The 15,683-nt window shown below is 73.4% G+C and carries 12 protein-coding genes; 4 read left to right on the forward strand and 8 right to left on the reverse strand.

Features of this window, described 5'->3' with window-relative positions:
- Nucleotides 1-54 precede the first annotated feature (54 nt).
- The 7 genes from mraY to mraZ all read right to left on the reverse strand — a co-directional run bounded on the left by mraY (nt 55) and on the right by mraZ (nt 8,764).
- Entirely contained in the window at nt 55-1,182 is a 1,128-nt protein-coding gene (gene mraY, locus GA0070621_RS15385) for a phospho-N-acetylmuramoyl-pentapeptide-transferase (RefSeq protein ID WP_091196141.1), read from the reverse strand.
- Complete coding sequence (locus GA0070621_RS15390; protein ID WP_091196142.1) at nt 1,179-2,576, reverse strand: UDP-N-acetylmuramoyl-tripeptide--D-alanyl-D-alanine ligase; 1,398 nt, start codon at nt 2,574-2,576, stop codon at nt 1,179-1,181. Before GA0070621_RS15390 ends, mraY begins: the two co-directional genes overlap by 4 nt.
- Complete coding sequence (locus GA0070621_RS15395; protein WP_197673905.1) at nt 2,573-4,138, reverse strand: UDP-N-acetylmuramoyl-L-alanyl-D-glutamate--2,6-diaminopimelate ligase; 1,566 nt, start codon at nt 4,136-4,138, stop codon at nt 2,573-2,575. The genes GA0070621_RS15390 and GA0070621_RS15395 overlap by 4 nt, the downstream gene beginning before the upstream one ends.
- Before the next feature lie 52 nt (nt 4,139-4,190).
- The gene (locus GA0070621_RS15400) at nt 4,191-6,416 is read right to left on the reverse strand and encodes a peptidoglycan D,D-transpeptidase FtsI family protein (protein WP_091196145.1); all 2,226 of its coding nucleotides are present in this window, start codon (nt 6,414-6,416) and stop codon (nt 4,191-4,193) included.
- Between the two features lie 3 nt (nt 6,417-6,419).
- The gene (locus GA0070621_RS15405) at nt 6,420-7,019 is read right to left on the reverse strand and encodes a hypothetical protein (protein WP_091196147.1); all 600 of its coding nucleotides are present in this window, start codon (nt 7,017-7,019) and stop codon (nt 6,420-6,422) included.
- The gene (gene rsmH, locus GA0070621_RS15410; protein WP_091202468.1) at nt 7,016-8,125 is read right to left on the reverse strand and encodes a 16S rRNA (cytosine(1402)-N(4))-methyltransferase RsmH; all 1,110 of its coding nucleotides are present in this window, start codon (nt 8,123-8,125) and stop codon (nt 7,016-7,018) included. The genes GA0070621_RS15405 and rsmH overlap by 4 nt, the downstream gene beginning before the upstream one ends.
- Before the next feature lie 207 nt (nt 8,126-8,332).
- A complete protein-coding gene (gene mraZ / locus GA0070621_RS15415) occupies nt 8,333-8,764 on the reverse strand; it encodes a division/cell wall cluster transcriptional repressor MraZ (RefSeq protein ID WP_091202469.1) in 432 nt (143 codons plus the stop codon).
- A 355-nt stretch (nt 8,765-9,119) separates the two neighbouring features.
- Between mraZ and GA0070621_RS15425 the strand changes: the two genes are divergently transcribed.
- Genes GA0070621_RS15425 through GA0070621_RS15440 form a run of 4 tightly spaced genes read left to right on the forward strand, consistent with a single transcriptional unit; the run spans nt 9,120 to nt 12,554 of the window.
- Complete coding sequence (locus GA0070621_RS15425) at nt 9,120-10,367, forward strand: MurT ligase domain-containing protein (RefSeq protein WP_091196150.1); 1,248 nt, start codon at nt 9,120-9,122, stop codon at nt 10,365-10,367.
- On the forward strand, nt 10,357-11,079 hold the full coding sequence (locus GA0070621_RS15430; protein WP_091196152.1) for a type 1 glutamine amidotransferase: 723 nt from the start codon (nt 10,357-10,359) through the stop codon (nt 11,077-11,079). Before GA0070621_RS15425 ends, GA0070621_RS15430 begins: the two co-directional genes overlap by 11 nt.
- A gap of 53 nt (nt 11,080-11,132) precedes the next feature.
- A complete protein-coding gene (locus GA0070621_RS15435; protein ID WP_231921060.1) occupies nt 11,133-11,789 on the forward strand; it encodes a TVP38/TMEM64 family protein in 657 nt (218 codons plus the stop codon).
- Entirely contained in the window at nt 11,790-12,554 is a 765-nt protein-coding gene (locus tag GA0070621_RS15440) for a phosphotransferase (protein WP_091196156.1), read from the forward strand. It abuts the gene before it with no gap.
- Between the two features lie 158 nt (nt 12,555-12,712).
- Here the strand turns inward: GA0070621_RS15440 and leuS are convergent, their stop codons facing one another.
- The gene (gene leuS / locus GA0070621_RS15445; protein WP_091196157.1) at nt 12,713-15,553 is read right to left on the reverse strand and encodes a leucine--tRNA ligase; all 2,841 of its coding nucleotides are present in this window, start codon (nt 15,551-15,553) and stop codon (nt 12,713-12,715) included.
- Between the last annotated feature and the right edge of the window lie 130 nt (nt 15,554-15,683).

Here is a 15,683-nt window from a genome sequence, read left to right on the forward strand (position 1 = left end):
CGGCGTGTCGGATCGCCGCGAAGGACGGGCCCCAGGGCCCGTCCTTCCCGGCGCTCAGCTGACCGCGGCGAGGAACTCGCTGTAGAACAGGCCCAACGCGATGGCCACCCCGATGCCGGCGATGATCCAGAACCGGACCACGATGTTGACCTCGCTCCAGCCGGCCAGCTCGAAGTGGTGTTGCAGCGGCGACATCCGGAACACCCGCTTGCCGGTGGTCCGGAACGAGATGATCTGGATCACCACGGACATCGTGATGATCACGAACAGCGCGCCGATGATCGGCAGCAGCAGGATGGTCCGGGTGGACATCGCCATGCCGGCGATCAGGCCACCGAGGCCGAGCGCGCCGGTGTCGCCCATGAAGATCCGGGCCGGTGAGGTGTTCCACCAGAGGAAACCGACGCAGGCCCCGGCCGCCGCCCCGGCGATCAGGGCGATCTCCAGCGGGTCGCGGACCGTGTAGCAGTACGCCTCGGTGTAGTTCGGGTCGGCGCACCAGTGCCGGTACTGCCAGAACGCGATCAGCCCGTACGCGGCGAGCACCATCACCGAGGCGCCGGTGGCCAGGCCGTCCAGCCCGTCGGTGAGGTTCACCCCGTTGGTCGCGGCCATCACCACCAGGACGATGACGATCACGGAGGCGACCTTGCCGATCTCCAGCGCGGGGATGTCCCGGATGAAGCTCAACGTGGTGCTGCCCACCGTCTCGGCGTTGGTCCGGTTGCCGGCCCGGTCGTACATGGTGCTCGGGAAGTAGAGCGCGATGACCCCGAAGACCGCGCCGACGATGATCTGGCCGGCCAGCTTGCCCCGCTTGTTGAGGCCACCGCTGTGCCGCTTGCGGACCTTCAGGAAGTCGTCGATGAAGCCGACCGCGCCGGAGAACACCATCAGCCCCAGCAGCACCAGCGCCGTGATGGTCGGCTCGACCTGGGCGATCTGCATGTCCGGCAGGGTGGTCAGGGCCAGGTGGCCGGCGACGTACGCGATCACCGTGGCCAGGATGAAGACCACGCCGCCCATCGTCGGCGTGCCCTTCTTGCCCTCATTGCTGGCGAGCCCGAGGTTTGACCGGATCGGCTGGCCGGCCTTCAGCCGAGCGAACACCTTGATCGCGATCGGGGTGCAGAACAGCGAGACGATGAAGGCGACCCCGATGGCGACGATCACCGCCCTCATGAGGCGGCCTCGTTCCCGGCGGCCGCGCGCAGCGCGTCGGCCACCTCCCAGGTGCGGTACCGGGAGCCCTTCACCAGCACCACGTCACCCGGACGCAGCTCGCTCCGCAGCACCTCGACGGCCGCCGCCTGATCGGTGAGCAGCACCGACTCTCCTCCCCAGTTACCTACCGCTGTCGCGCCTTCGTGGATCGGCGCCGCCGGCTCGCCCACCACGAGCAGCCGGTCGACACCCAGCTCGGCCGCGAGCCGGCCGACCTGCTGGTGCCCCTCCCGTTCGAAGTCGCCCAGCTCGGCCATGTAGCCGAGCACCGCGACGGTACGCCCCGACCCGCCCATGCTGGCCAGCGACCGCAGCGCGACGGTCATCGAGGCCGGGTTGGCGTTGTACGAGTCGTCGATCACGGTCACCCCGTCGGGGCGCTCGAACACGTCCATCCGCCGGGTGGAGACCAGGCCCAACTCGCCCAGCGCGGCGGCCAGCTCCGCCAGGGGCATCCCCAGCTCACGGGCGACCGCCGCGGCGGCGAGGGTGTTGGAGACCTGGTGCCGCCCGGTCAGCCCGAGCCGCACCGGCGCGCTCCCCTCCGGGGTCACCAGGGTGTACGACGGCCGCCCCCGGGCGTCCAGCGTCACGTCCACCGCCCGCACGTCGGCCCGCTCCGACTCGCCGTACCGGACCACCCGGGCCCCGGTACGGGTGGCCATCGCGTCGACGAGGTGGTCGTCGGCGTTCAGCACGGCCAGCCCGTCGGCGGGCAGCGCCTCGACCAGTTCCCCCTTGGCCAGGGCGATGGTCTCCACCGAGCCGAACTCGCCGAGGTGCGCGACCCCGACGTTGAGCACCACCGAGATCCGCGGCGGCACCACGTCGCACAGGTAGCGGACGTGCCCCACCCCGCGGGCGCCCTTCTCCATCACCAGGTAGCGGGTCTCCGGGCCGGCCTGCAACGCGGTGTACGGGTGCCCCAGCTCGTTGTTGAACGAGCCGGGCGGCGCCACGGTCGGGCCGAGTCGGGCGGCGAGCTGCGCGATCAGGTCCTTGGTGGTGGTCTTGCCGGAGGAACCGGTCAGCCCGATCACGGTCAGCGCGGGCAGCCGGTCGACCACCGCGCGGGCCAGCCGCCCCATCGCGTCGAGCGCGTCGGCGACCAGCACCATCGGCACGCCGGGCACCTCGCGGGTGCCGAGCACGGCCACCGCGCCGGAGGACACCGCGGCGGCGGCGTAGTCGTGCCCGTCCACCTGCTCGCCGGGGAAGGCGACGAAGAGCCCGCCGGGGCCGATCTTGCGGGAGTCGAACTCGACCGTGCCGGTGACCCGGGCGTCCGGGTCGGCGGCGACCAGCCGGCCGGCGACGGCGGCGGCGACCTCGGCCAGGGTCAGCGGGATCATCGCTGCCCCACCAGGTCGCCGAACCGGGCGCGCAGCGCCTCCGCCAACTCCACCCGGTCGTCGAACGGCAGCACCTCGCCGTTGATCTCCTGACCGCGTTCCTGGCCCTTGCCCAGCAGCGCCACCACGTCGCCCGGCTCGGCCAGCCGGACCGCCTCCTCGATGGCGGCCCGCCGGTCGGGCACCTCGATGATCCGCGCGGCGGTGTCCGCCGCGTACGCCCCGGCCAGCACCTCGGCCCGGATCGCGCCGGGATCCTCGGTACGCGGGTTGTCGTCGGTCACCAGCACCACGTCGGCGCCCGCCGCCGCGGTGGCGCCCATCACCGGCCGCTTGCCCCGGTCCCGGTCGCCGCCGGCGCCCAGCACGCTGATCAGCCGGCCGGCGGTCAGCTGCCGCAGCGCGGCCAGGACCGCCTCGATGGCGTTCGCCTTGTGCGCGTAGTCGACCACCCCGCGGACCGGGGCGTCGCCGCTGACCAGTTCCAGCCGGCCGGGCACCCCGCCGCAGGCGGCCACCCCGGCCGCCGCGGTGCCCGCGTCGACCCCGGCCGCCACCAGGGTGGCGATGGCGAGCAGCGCGTTGGCCACGTTGTGCCGGCCGGGCAGCGCCACGCCGGTCGACAGGGTCAGCCCGTCCGGGCCGTGCACGGTGAAGCGCTGGGCGTACCCCTCGCCGTCGACGCCGTCGGCCCACCAGGTGGCGGACGGGTCGCCGGCCGACGAATAGGTCACGGTCGCCGGCTTGAGCAGCGGTCGCAGCGCCGGGTCGTCGTGGTTGAGCACCTCGACCTGGCAGCGCCCGTCGAAGAGCTTCGCCTTGGCGGCGAAGTAGTCCGCCTCGTCGGCGTGGAAGTCGAGGTGGTCGGAGCCGAAGTTGGTGTAGCCACCGACGGTGAACCGCACCCCGCCGACCCGCCCCATGGCCAGGGCGTGGCTGGACACCTCCATGACCACCGCGTCGACCCCGCGCTCCCGGGCCACGGCGAGCATGGCGTGCAGGTCGGTCGCCTCCGGGGTGGTCCGGACGCTGTCGATCACCAGGTCGCCGAGCCGGGTCTCCACCGTGCCGATCAGGCCGGTGGTCCGCCCGGCGGCGCGCAGCCCGGACTCGATCAGGTAGCTGGTGGAGGTCTTGCCGGCGGTGCCGGTCACACCGATCACGGTCAGGCCGGCGGTCGGGTCGCCGTAGACGGTGGCGGCGACGTCACCGAGCACCGCCCGCGGATCGTCGACCAGCAGGGTCGGCAGTCCCGTGGCGGCGGCCAGTTCCGCGCCGGCCGGGTCGGTCAGCACGGCCACCGCGCCGGCCTCGGCCGCGGCGGCGGCGAACTCCGCGCCGTGCCGGCGGGCACCGGGCAGGGCCGCGTAGAGGTCGCCGGGGCGGACCTCCTGGCTGGCGTGGGTCACCCCGGTGACGGCCACGTCGGCGGCGGCCCCCTCGGGCACCGGGACAGCCACCTTGGCGGCGAGGTCGCCGAGCCGGACGGGATTCACGGTACGGGGACGTGGATTGCCGGGCACGGCGTCAGACCCTACCCGGTCGTCCGGTCCCGACCGCACAGCCGCCCCGGTGGTTCGTCGCCACTCACCGATGATGTCCCTCCGTGCCCGCTCAGCGCGGAAAGACCTCGAACTTGGGGGACTTGTCGGTCGCCGACGGCGGCACCCGGTAGTGATGGAGAGTGAAACCCATCATCTCGCGGAAGGCCGGTGCGGCCACCGCGCCGCCCTCGCCGCCCGGGCTCCAGACGAAGACCGCCACCACGTATCTCGGCTTCTCGGCCGGGGCCATTCCGATGAACGAGCCGACCTCGCCGGGCTGGCGCTTGCCGTCCACGTACCGCAAGCCGGTGCCGGTCTTGCCGGCCACCCGGTAGCCGGGGACCGCTGCGGCCAGGCCGGTGGCCCGTTCGCCGGGGCCGTTGTCGACCGTGGTGACCGCCTCCAGCATCCGGCGCAGCTCGGCCGCGTGCTTCGGGCTGAGCACCGAGCGGCGGACCGGAGCGGCGGCCGGGGTCCGCTTCCCCGCCGGGTCGATCGTCTCCTTGATCAGGTGCGGCTGGACGTACGTACCGTCGTTGGCGATGGCGGCGTACGCGGCGGCCATCTGCAACGGGGTGGCGTCCACGCTGTGCCCGATCGGGACCGACCCGTACGACGAGTCGCTCCACTCGTTGGCGGGCAGCAGCCGCCCGGAGGCCTCTCCGGGCATGCCCTCGCCGGTGGGCTGCCCCAGCCCGAACCGCTTCTGGTAGTCGATCAGCCGGTCCCGGCCCAGCTTCTCGGCGATCTCGATCGTCCCGACGTTGGACGAGAAGGCCAGCATGCCGGGGATGCTCATCCGCCGCCCGTTGGCCGGATGGGTGTCCGTGAAGGGGGTGTCGCCCATGATGACCGAGTTGGCCACCGGGAGGACGGTGTCCGGGGTGATCACCCCCTCCTGGAGGGCGGCGCCGTAGGTGATCGCCTTGTGGATCGAGCCGGGGTCGACCACGAAGCTGGTGGCCGCGTCCTCCCGGTCGGTCGGCGAGCTGACCTCCGTCGGGGCGGCCGCGTTGTAGCCGGGGTAGCTCGCCTGGGCCAGCACCTCGCCGGTGGACGAGTCCAGGACCACCGCCGCGCCGACGCTGCCCCGGGTCTGGGCCATCTGGTCGGACAGGATGCGCTGGCACTGGAACTGCAGGTCGCGGTCGATGGTCAACGCCAGCGAGCTGCCCGGCTTCGGCTGCGTGGTCTCGCTGTAGCCGCCGGGGATCGGCGCGGCCAGGTCCCCCCGCCCCACCTCGTACCGCTTCCGGCCGGGCTGCCCCCGCAGCAGGTCGTCGTACTTCGCCTCCAGGCCCTCCAGCCCGACCATGTCGGAGCTGACGAAGCCGAGCAGGTTGGCCGCCAGGTCGTTGCCGGGCACCTCGCGCCGCTCGTCCCGGTGCACGCTGATGCCGTCCAGGCCCAGCGCCATGATCTGCTTGGCCTTGTCGATGTCGACCCCGCGGGCCAGGTACTCGAACTGGGACGGCGTGCCGGTGCCGGGCAGGTTGCGCCGCTTCATCTTCTCGGCCAGCTCGGAGACGGGCCGCCCGAGCATCGGCGAGAGCTGTCTCGCGGTGGCGAACCGGTCCTTGACCAGGGTCGGGTCGGCGTAGACGTACCGTGCCTCGACGCTGTGCACCAGCGGGGCGCCGGTGCGGTCGTAGATGGCCCCGCGCGCGGCCGGCAGCTCGACCACGGTGAGCCGCTTGCCCAGCCCGCCGTCGGCGAACGCCGGGGTGTCCACGGTCTGGAGGTAGATCAGCCGGATGCCGATGGTGGTGAAGAGCGCCAGGGCGAGCAGCGTGCCGAGCCGCAGCCGGCGGCGCGGGTCGGCGAGCTTCGGCGGGCGGCGCGGCTTGCGTACCGGCCGCCGGGCGGCCGGCCGCTCCGGGCGGCGCGGGCCCGGCCGACGCCGCAGCGGCGGCTCGTCGTCGTCGAACGGCTCGCGCACCGGCCGAGCCGACACGGTCCGCACCGGGGCGCCCCGGCCGCCCGCGGCGGCCTCCCGGCGGCCCGCGCGGGTCGCCCCGGCCCGGCCGCCGTCGAGCACCTGCAACGCCGGGCGGAACGGGTCGCCGGAACGCCCGCCGCGCGGGGTACGCCGCTGCTCGGCGCCCCCGCCGACGCCGGCCCGGGCCGTGCCGCCGCCCTCCCGGATGGTCCGCCCCCGGGGCGTGTACGCCCGCGCGTCGGAGATCCCGCCGACCCCCGGCTCACCGGAGCGGGGGTCGCCACCCCGGCCGCTCCGGGACGAGCCGCGCCGGGAGCCCGTGGCGTCCCGGCGCGGTTCATCCGATCTCGGCGGCACTGCTCAGCCTCCGTTGCCCTGCTGGCTGGTGATGGCCGGCGTGCCCTCCGCGGGATGCGGAACGCCGATCATCTTCCCGTCCGGCAGTCGCATGTACGCCGGGTCGTCCGACTCGACCAGGCCGAGCTTGCGGGCGTTGGCAGTCAGGTTGCCCGGCGCCTCCTGGTCGGCGATCTCCTTCGTCAGCTGCTGCTGGTCGACGTCGAGCCGGGCCTGCTCCTGCTGCAGCCGCTCCAGCTTGAACGCGTTCTCGTTGATCTTGGTGTTGATCGCCAGGATGCCGAGCACCCCGCCGACCACCAGCACCAGGATCAGGCCGACGAACGGTGCCCGGGGCACGGACACCGGCGGCGGCGGGGCGACCCGCAGCCGCGGTGCCGCCGTACCGGTCTTCCCGGCCCGCTCGGCCGGCCGCAGCGCGGCGCTGCCCTGGGTGGGGAACTCGCGCGCCCCCCGGGCGCGAGTCTCCTCCCGGCGGTCGAGCCGGTCGGCCCCCGCCGTCGCGGTCGTGGCCCGCGTGGTGTGCTGCGCCGCGGTCCGGCCCCCCGACCGCGGTGCGCGCTGCCCGACGGCGTCCCGGCCGTCGCGCTGATTGACGTTCATGTCCCCTCCCCCTCTTCGTCCGTCCCGTTGCCGTCCCCCGGGGCCGAGCGGGGATCCGAACCGGATCCCGGCGACCCTGTCCCCGGTTGGTGCATCGCCTTCACCCGGCGGCGGTACCGTTCGCGGTCGGTACGCCCCTGCTGGGCCGCCTCCGGGTCGATCCGCTCGGCGGCCCGCAGCCGCACCGAGGCGGCCCGCGGGTTCGCGGCGACCTCCGCCTCGCCGGGCAGCTCGGCGCCCCGGCTGAGCAGCCGGAACGTCGGGCCCGACCCGGGCAGTTCGACCGGAAGGTCGACCGGGCCCTTGCTGCGGACCCGGTCGGCGAGCGCCTGCTTGGTGAGCCGGTCCTCCAGCGAGTGGTAGGACAGGATCACCGCGCGACCGCCCACGGCGAGCTTGTCGAGTGCGGCCGGCAGCGCCGTCTCCAGCGCGGCCAGTTCCCGATTTACCTCGATGCGCAAAGCCTGAAACGTTCTCTTTGCCGGGTGTCCCCCGGTTCGTCGGGCTGGTGCCGGGATGCTCTCCCGAACCAGCTCGGCCAGTCGCGCCGACGAGGTGATCGGGGCCCGCTCGCGCTCCCGGATGATCGCCGAGGCGATCTTCCCGGCGAACTTCTCCTCGCCGTACACCCGCAGCACCCGGGCCAGCTCCGGGTGGGCGTAGGTGTTGACCACCTCCTCGGCGGTCACCCCCCGGGTCTGGTCCATCCGCATGTCCAGCGGCGCGTCCTGCGCGTACGCGAACCCGCGGTCGGGCGCGTCGAGTTGCAGCGAGGACACGCCCAGGTCGAACAGGACCCCGTCGATCGCCGGGTACCCGAGCCGGTGCAGCACCTCGGGCAGTTCGTCGTAGACGGCGTGTTCGAGGTGGATCCGGTCGGCGAACCGGGCCAGCCGGACCCGCGCGTGGGCCAGGGCCTCGGTGTCCCGGTCCAGGCCGATCAGCACCGTGTTCGGGTGCGCGGCCAGCACCGCCTCGGCATGGCCGGCCAGGCCCAGCGTCGCGTCGACGTGCACGGTCCGTCGGTTCCGCCCCAGCGCGGGGGCCAGCAACTCGAGACACCGCTCGAGCAGCACCGGCACGTGCGTGCCGCGTAGCTCCCCCATGTCGACCCCCACCGGTTGAAACCCACTTCCGTCCATGCCGCGTCCGTTGTCGCCACGACGCCCCGCCATACCGCCAGATCCCCATCCGCTCCCCGCCCGCCGGAGGCCGCGGCCCTCCGATCGGATCGTGCGCCTGGCACCGGGGAAGGGGTGCCAGGAACTCGAAAGCGGCTGGAGATCTCGCAGTACGTCGGGCGTCGTCACGCCCTACAGACCGCCGGGCAGCACCCCCTCCTCGATGTCAGCGAAGTCGTCTTCGCTCTCCGCGAGGTAGGCCTCCCAGGCCGCCTTGTCCCAGATCTCCACCCGGGTGCTCGCGCCGATCACGACCAGGTCGCGGTCCAGCGCGGCGTACGAGCGCAGATGCCCGGGGATGGTTACCCGCCCCTGCTTGTCCGGCACCTCGTCGTGCGCGCTGGCGAAGAAGACCCGGCTGTAGGCACGGGCCGTCTTGCTCGTCATCGGCTGCGTGCGCAACTGGTCGGCGATCCGCTGGAACTCGGGCATCGGGAAGACGTAGAGACAGCGCTCCTGCCCTTTGGTGATCACGACACCCCCCGCCAGCTCATCCCGGAACTTCGCCGGAAGAATCAACCGGCCTTTGTCGTCCAGGCGCGGAGTGTGGGTGCCGAGAAACATCGGCCCAACCCCCTCGCCCTGAGCGACGTTCGCGGCGCCGCTGACCCCCCGGGCCGGTGTGGCCCTCCCGGCCTCACCATCGCGCCCCACTCTACTCCACTTCCCTCCACCTGCAACCGGAAACGCCCGCGTGGCGCGGCGTTTCCGCGCCCAAAAGAGCACGTCAAACGGGGTGGAGTGGAGTGGAGGGCAGGGCGGCCCCACGGCGCGCGTCCGCTACCCGACATAGATCGACTCCATCCGGGCGACCGCGCGCTGGCCGTCCGCCGGGCACTCCCGCCCGAACGGTTCGCCGTCGGCAACGATCTGGCGGGCCCCGGGGTCCGGTAACCTCGCTCGCGTGACGGACGCGAAAATGCCCCTGCGGGCGAAGGTGGCCAGCTCCGTGTCGCGCACCGCCGCGGCGCTGTCCCGAGCCGCGGGCCGTGGCGACGGCTCGGTGATCGGCGGCTGGATCGGCCTCAAGATCGACCCTGACCTGCTCGCGCACCTGTCGGCCGGCCGCGCCATCGCGCTGGTTTCCGGCACCAACGGCAAAACCACCACCACCCGGCTCACCACCGCCGCTGTCGGCGTGCTCGGCCGGGTCGCCACCAACTCCTTCGGCGCCAACATGCCCACCGGCCACACCTCGGCGCTGGCCAAGGCCGGCAGCACCCCGTACGCCGTGCTGGAGGTCGACGAGCACTACCTCGCGCAGGTGCTGGAGGCCACCGAGCCGCACGTGGTGGCCCTGCTCAACCTCTCCCGCGACCAGCTCGACCGGGCCAAGGAGGTCGCCATGATGGCGCAGCTCTGGCGCGCCGCGCTGGTCCGGCACGCCGACGTGCGGGTGGTGGCCAACGCCGACGACCCGATGGTGGTGTGGGCCGCCACGCCGCCCGCCGACCCGGCCCAGGGCCACATTCCGCCGCACGTCACCTGGTTCAGCGCCGGCCAGCGCTGGCACGACGACTCGTGGGTCTGCCCGGAGTGCGGTTCCACCATCCAGCGCTCCGGCGAGCGGTGGTGGTGCACCGGCTGCCCACTGCGCCGCCCCGAGCCGCACTGGACGGTCGAGGACGACGGCGTGCTCGACCCGGCCGGCGCCTGGCACAAGGTGCGGCTCCAGATTCCCGGCAAGGTCAACCTCGGCAACGCGGCCACCGCGCTGGCCGTCGCCGCCGAGTTCGGTGTACGGCCGGTGGACGCGGTCTCCCGGCTCGGGGCCGTCACCTCGGTCGCCGGCCGCTACGCCCAGGTCGACCGGGACGGGCGCAACGTCCGGCTGCTGCTGGCCAAGAACCCGGCCAGCTGGCTGGAGGCGTTCGACATGGCCGACGAGGCGCCGACGCTGCTCTCCATCAACGCGCGCGACCCCGACGGGCTGGACACCTCCTGGCTCTTCGACGTCGACTTCGCGCCGCTGCGCGGCCGTCAGGTGCTGATCACCGGCGACCGGGCGTACGACCTGGCCGTCCGGCTCGACGTCAACGGCGTGCCGTTCCAGCACGTACGCGGCTTCGACGAGGCGGTCCGGTCGGTGCCACCGGGCCGGCTGGAGGTCATCGCCAACTACACCGCCTTCCAGGACATCCGAGCGGAGCTGGACCGTGTCAACTGAGAGCCTGCGCATCGTCTGGATCTACCCCGACCTGCTGTCCACCTACGGGGACCGGGGCAACGCCCTGATCCTGGCCCGCCGGGCCCAGCTGCGCGGCATGCCGGTCGAGGTGCTGGAGGTCCGCTCCGACCAGCGGCTGCCCGCCACCGCCGACATCTACCTGCTCGGCGGCGGCGAGGACGGCCCGCAGGCGCTGGGCGCGCAGCGGCTGATCGCCGACGGCGGCCTGCACCGGGCGGTGGCCCAGGGTTCGGTGGTGTTCGGCGTCTGCGCCGGCTACCAGCTCCTCGGCACCTCCTTCTTCGCCAAGGGCACCAAGTGCACCGGGCTGGAGCTGCTGGACATCTCCTCCGACCGGGGGCCCACCCGGGCCGTCGGGGAGCTGGCCGGCGACGTCGACGGGCGGCTGGGCATCCCGTACCTGACCGGCTTCGAGAACCACGGCGGCCGGACCCACCTCGGACCGGGGGTGGCGCCGCTGGCCCGGGTCACCACCGGGGTCGGCAACGACGGGGCGACCGAGGGCGCCTGGCGGGGCAAGCTGCTCGGCACCTACTCGCACGGCCCGGCGCTGGCCCGCAATCCGGCCCTGGCCGACCTGCTGCTGCGCTGGGCGACCGGCATCCACCAGCTGCCCGCGATCGACGACACCTGGGCCGACCGGCTCCGGTCCGAGCGTCGCGCCGCGGTGGCCGCCGCCGCCCGGGTGTGACCCCCACCGCCCGGCAGCAGCGCCCCCGGCCGTCCCCCCGTCGGTTCGCCGCGCTGCTCCGGCAGCCGTCCGCGCGCCGGTTCGGGCTGCTGCTCCTGCTGCTCGCCGGGTGCGGGGTGGCCCTGCTGCTGGTGCCCCGGCCGGATCCGGCCGACCTGCCCCGGCTCGCCCACTCCCTCGGCGGGTACGCCCCGCTCGCGGCGATCCTGGGCGGAGCGCTGCTGATGGTGGCGCTGGTCCCGCGTACCTTCGTCACGCTCGCCGCGGGCGCGATCTTCGGCCCGCTGGCGGGTGCCGCGTACGCGCTCGGCGCGGCGCTGCTCGCGGCGGCGCTCGGCTTCACGGTCGGCCGCCTGCTGGGCCGGGAGTTCGTCGCCGAGCGGGTCCGCGGCCGGCTGGCCCGGCTGGACGGCTGGTTCTCCCGACAGAGCGTGCTCGGGGTGATCACCGTACGGCTGCTGCCGATCGCCGGGTTCGGGCTGGTCAGCTACGGCTACGGCACCACCGGGGCGCGGGTGGCGCCGTTCCTGGCCGGCAGCGTGATCGCCTCCGTCCCCACCGCCGTCGGCTACGCGGCACTCGGCGCGGCGGTCACCTCCCCCGGCCAGATCAACTGGTACGCCGTCGCGCCGGCCAGCCTCGGCCTGATCGCCAGCGTGGTCATCATCCGCCGCTGGTGGCGCGCCGAGCGCCAGCCAGCCCCGAGCTGAATGACCACCGTCGAGGAGCCGCTGCCCGGCGGCTTCATCGCCGAGGTGGTCCGGATCGGCGACACCGTACGCCGCAGGCCACCCGCGAACGCCGAGTTCGTGGCGGCCCTGCTGCGGCACCTGGCCACCGCCGCGCCGGGGCTGGCCCCCGACCACCTCGGGACGGATGAGCGGGGACGGCAGGTGCTGACCCACCTCGACGGGCGGGTGCCCTGGCGGGAGCGGGAGGAACCGGCGTACTTCTCCGACGCTGCGCTGACCCGGCTGGCCGAACTGATCGGGGCGCTGCACGACGCGTGCGCTGGCACCCACCTGGCCGGGAGCGCGGAGACGGTCTGCCACCGCGACCTGTCCCCGAAGAACACGGTGTACCGGGACGCGCCTGCCGGGGTGCTTCCGGTGGCGCTGCTGGACTGGGACCTGGCCGCACCCGGGCGGCGGATCGAGGACGTGGCCTTCGCCGCCTGGCACTGGGCCGCCCTCGGCGGCGACGCGGACCCGGGCGAGCTTGGTCGGCGTTGCCGACTGCTCTGCGACGGCTACGACGCGGCGACGCCCGGCGCTCCACTCCCCCGGGATGAACTGGTGGACGTCATGCGCGACCAGATCGAGGGCACCTGGCGCGGAATCGACGCCGGGGCCGACCGGGACGAACCAGGCATGCGCCGGCTCCGCGCGGCCGGCGCGGTCGACGCGGTACGCGGCTGGCAAGAGTGGCTGCTCCGTCGCCGTCCGGCGGTCGAGGCGGCGCTCGGCATCCGCTGAGGCCGTCCCGCTCCCGCCCCGGGCTCCTGCTTCCGCGATCGCCCTCGTTCAGGGAAAGAGTGGCCATTCTCCGCGGAATGACCGCTCTTTCCCTGAAACTACGCGACGCGTCGAAACCGCGCGGCGTGCCGAACGAGCGCGCGAGGCGCACCGAACGGTCAGGCGACGACGGAGACCATGCGGCCCTTCACCACGATGACCTTGCGGGGCTCCTTGCCGGCCAGCGAGGCGGCCACCGCCTCCAGCGCGGCGGCCCGGACGTCGTCCTCGGACGCGTCGGCGGCCACCTCGATCCGGCCGCGCACCTTGCCGTTGACCTGCACCGGGTACGTCACCGTCTCGGCGACCAGCAGGGCCGGGTCGGCGGTCGGGAAGTCCGCGTACGCCAGGGAGGTGTCGTGGCCCAGCCGCTGCCACAGGTCCTCGGCGATGTGCGGGGCGAACGGCGCCAGCATCAGCACCAGCGGCTCGGCCACCTCGCGCGGCGTGGCCGACAGCCGGGTCAGCGCGTTGGTCAGCTCGATCAGCTTGGCGATGGCGGTGTTGAACCGGATCGCCTCCATGTCGTCGCGGACCCCGTCGATGACCTTGTGCAGCAGTCGGCGGGTCTCCTCGTCGGCCGGCGCGTCGGTGACCCGCGTCTCGCCGGTCTGCTCGTCGACCACCGCCCGCCAGGCCCGCTGCAGGAACCGGTACGAGCCGACCACCGCCCGGGTCTCCCACGGGCGGGACACCTCCAGCGGGCCCATCGACATCTCGTACACCCGGAAGGTGTCCGCGCCGTACGCCGCGCACATCTCGTCGGGGGTGACGACGTTCCTCAGCGACTTGCCCATCTTGCCGTACTCGCGCCTGACCTCGGTCTCGCCGTGGAAGAACCGGCCGTCGACCTCGACGACCTCCTCGGCGGGCACGTAGACGCCCCGGGCGTCGGTGTAGGCGTACGCCTGGATGTAGCCCTGGTTGAACAGCTTGCGGAACGGCTCGAACGACGAGACGTGGCCCAGGTCGTACAGGACCTTGTGCCAGAACCGGGCGTACAGCAGGTGCAGCACGGCGTGCTCCTGGCCGCCGACGTACAGGTCGGTTCCCCCGGTGTCGCCGGGGCCCTGCGGGCCCATCCAGTACGCCTCGTTCGCCGGGTCGACGAAGCGCTCGCCGTTCGTCGGGTCCACGTAGCGCATCTCGTACCAGCAGGAGCCGGCCCACTGCGGCATCACGTTGGTCTCGCGGGTGTAGCGCTTCGGCCCGTCACCCAGGTCCAGCTCCACCTCGACCCAGTCGCGCCGCCGGGACAGCGGGGTCTCCGGGTTGCTCGCGGCGTCCTCCGGGTCGAAGGTGCGCGGCGAGAAGTCGTCCACCTCGGGCAGCTCGACCGGCAGCATCGACTCGGGCAGCGCGATCGGCGTGCCGGTCTCGTCGTACACGATGGGGAACGGCTCGCCCCAGTAGCGCTGCCGGGAGAACAGCCAGTCCCGCAGCCGCCAGGTCACCGCGCCGACGCCGCGCCCGTTGGCCTCCAGCCACTCGATGATCCGCGCCTTCGCGTCGGCCACCCCCAGGCCGTTCAGGTCCAGGCCGCGGTCGGGCGCGGCACTGTTGACCGCCGGACCGTCCCCGGTGTACGCCTTGCCCTCGAAACCCTCCGGCGGCTGCACGGTACGCACGATCGGCAGGTCGAAGACCTCGGCGAAGGCCCAGTCCCGCTCGTCCTGGGCGGGCACCGCCATGATCGCGCCGGTGCCGTAGCCGGCCAGCACGTAGTCGGCGATGAAGATCGGGATGCGCCCGCCGGTGACCGGGTGGGTGGCGTACCCGCCGACGAAGACACCGGTCTTCTCCTTGGTCTCCGCCTGCCGCTCCACGTCCGTCTTGGCCCCGGCGGCCTTCCGGTACGCCTCGACGGCGGCCCGGGGGCTGGCGTGCCCGCCGGTCCACGCCTCCTTCGTCCCGGCCGGCCAGGCGGCGGGCACCAGCACGTCGACCAGCTCGTGCTCGGGGGCCAGCACCAGGTAGGTGGCGCCGAAGACGGTGTCCGGCCGGGTCGTGAACACCCGCACCGGGCCCTGGTCGGTCGGGAAGTCGATGTGTGCGCCCTGGGACCGGCCGATCCAGTTGCGCTGCATCAGCTTGATCGGCTCGGGCCAGTCCAGCTTGTCCAGGTCGTCCAGCAGCCGGTCACCGTACGCGGTGATCCGCATCATCCACTGCTTCAGGTTCCGCTTGAAGACCGGGAAGTTGCCCCGCTCGGAGCGGCCGTCGGCGGTGACCTCCTCGTTGGCCAGCACGGTGCCCAGCCCTGGGCACCAGTTCACCGGCGCCTCCGAGACGTACGCCAGCCGGTGGTCGTCGACGACCTGCCGCCGCTCGCCCACGGTCAGCTCGGCCCAGGGGCGGCCGTCCGGGGTGGGCCGGGTGCCCCCCTCGAACTCGGCGATCAGCTCGGCGATCGGCCGGGCCCGCTTCGCGTCCCGGTCGTACCAGGAGTTGAAGACCTGCAGGAAGATCCACTGGGTCCAGCGGTAGAAGTCGGTGTCGATGGTGGCCACCGAGCGGCGCTCGTCGTGGGCCAGGCCCAGCCTGCGCAGCTGCGCCTTGTAGCGCTCGATGTTCGCCACGGTCGTGGTCCGCGGATGGGTGCCGGTCTGCACCGCGTACTGCTCGGCGGGCAGGCCGAACGCGTCGAAGCCCATCGCGTGCAGCACGTTGCGCCCGGCCATCCGCTGGTAGCGGGCGAAGCAGTCGGTGCCGATGTAGCCCAGCGGGTGGCCGACGTGCAGGCCCGCGCCCGACGGGTACGGGAACATGTCCAGCACGTACAGCTTCTCGGCGCCGGCGCGCGGGTGGTCCGGGTCGGCGAGCGGCCCGGTCGGGTTCGGCGCGTGGAAGGTGCCCTCCCGCTCCCAGGTGTCCTGCCAGCGGTGCTCGATCTGCGCGGCCAGGGTCGCGGTGTACCGGAACGGGGGAATGTCGGTCGCCGGTGCGGCTGCCTCACTCATGGCGTCTCCTCGGCGCGGGTCATGTCGGATTGGGAGGTCTGCTGCGGACACGAAAAAGCCCCTCGCGCAGGAGGGGCCGCCGTGCTGTCGCGCGTTCAGCGCATCAGCACGGCTCGGTAAGAAGCAGGAA

It is taken from the genome of Micromonospora narathiwatensis, from assembly GCF_900089605.1.
Lineage (GTDB): Bacteria > Actinomycetota > Actinomycetes > Mycobacteriales > Micromonosporaceae > Micromonospora > Micromonospora narathiwatensis.

What these genes read in the sequence shown, in the direction of transcription:
- mraY (WP_091196141.1), bottom strand. Translation starts at nt 1,182, where the DNA reads ATGAGGGCGGTGATCGTCGCCATCGGGGTCGCCTTCATCGTCTCGCTG.
- GA0070621_RS15390 (WP_091196142.1), bottom strand. Translation starts at nt 2,576, where the DNA reads ATGATCCCGCTGACCCTGGCCGAGGTCGCCGCCGCCGTCGCCGGCCGG.
- GA0070621_RS15405 (WP_091196147.1), bottom strand. Translation starts at nt 7,019, where the DNA reads ATGAACGTCAATCAGCGCGACGGCCGGGACGCCGTCGGGCAGCGCGCA.
- rsmH (WP_091202468.1), bottom strand. Translation starts at nt 8,125, where the DNA reads ATGGGGGAGCTACGCGGCACGCACGTGCCGGTGCTGCTCGAGCGGTGT.
- mraZ (WP_091202469.1), bottom strand. Translation starts at nt 8,764, where the DNA reads ATGTTTCTCGGCACCCACACTCCGCGCCTGGACGACAAAGGCCGGTTG.
- GA0070621_RS15425 (WP_091196150.1), top strand. Translation starts at nt 9,120, where the DNA reads ATGCCCCTGCGGGCGAAGGTGGCCAGCTCCGTGTCGCGCACCGCCGCG.
- GA0070621_RS15440 (WP_091196156.1), top strand. Translation starts at nt 11,790, where the DNA reads ATGACCACCGTCGAGGAGCCGCTGCCCGGCGGCTTCATCGCCGAGGTG.
- leuS (WP_091196157.1), bottom strand. Translation starts at nt 15,553, where the DNA reads ATGAGTGAGGCAGCCGCACCGGCGACCGACATTCCCCCGTTCCGGTAC.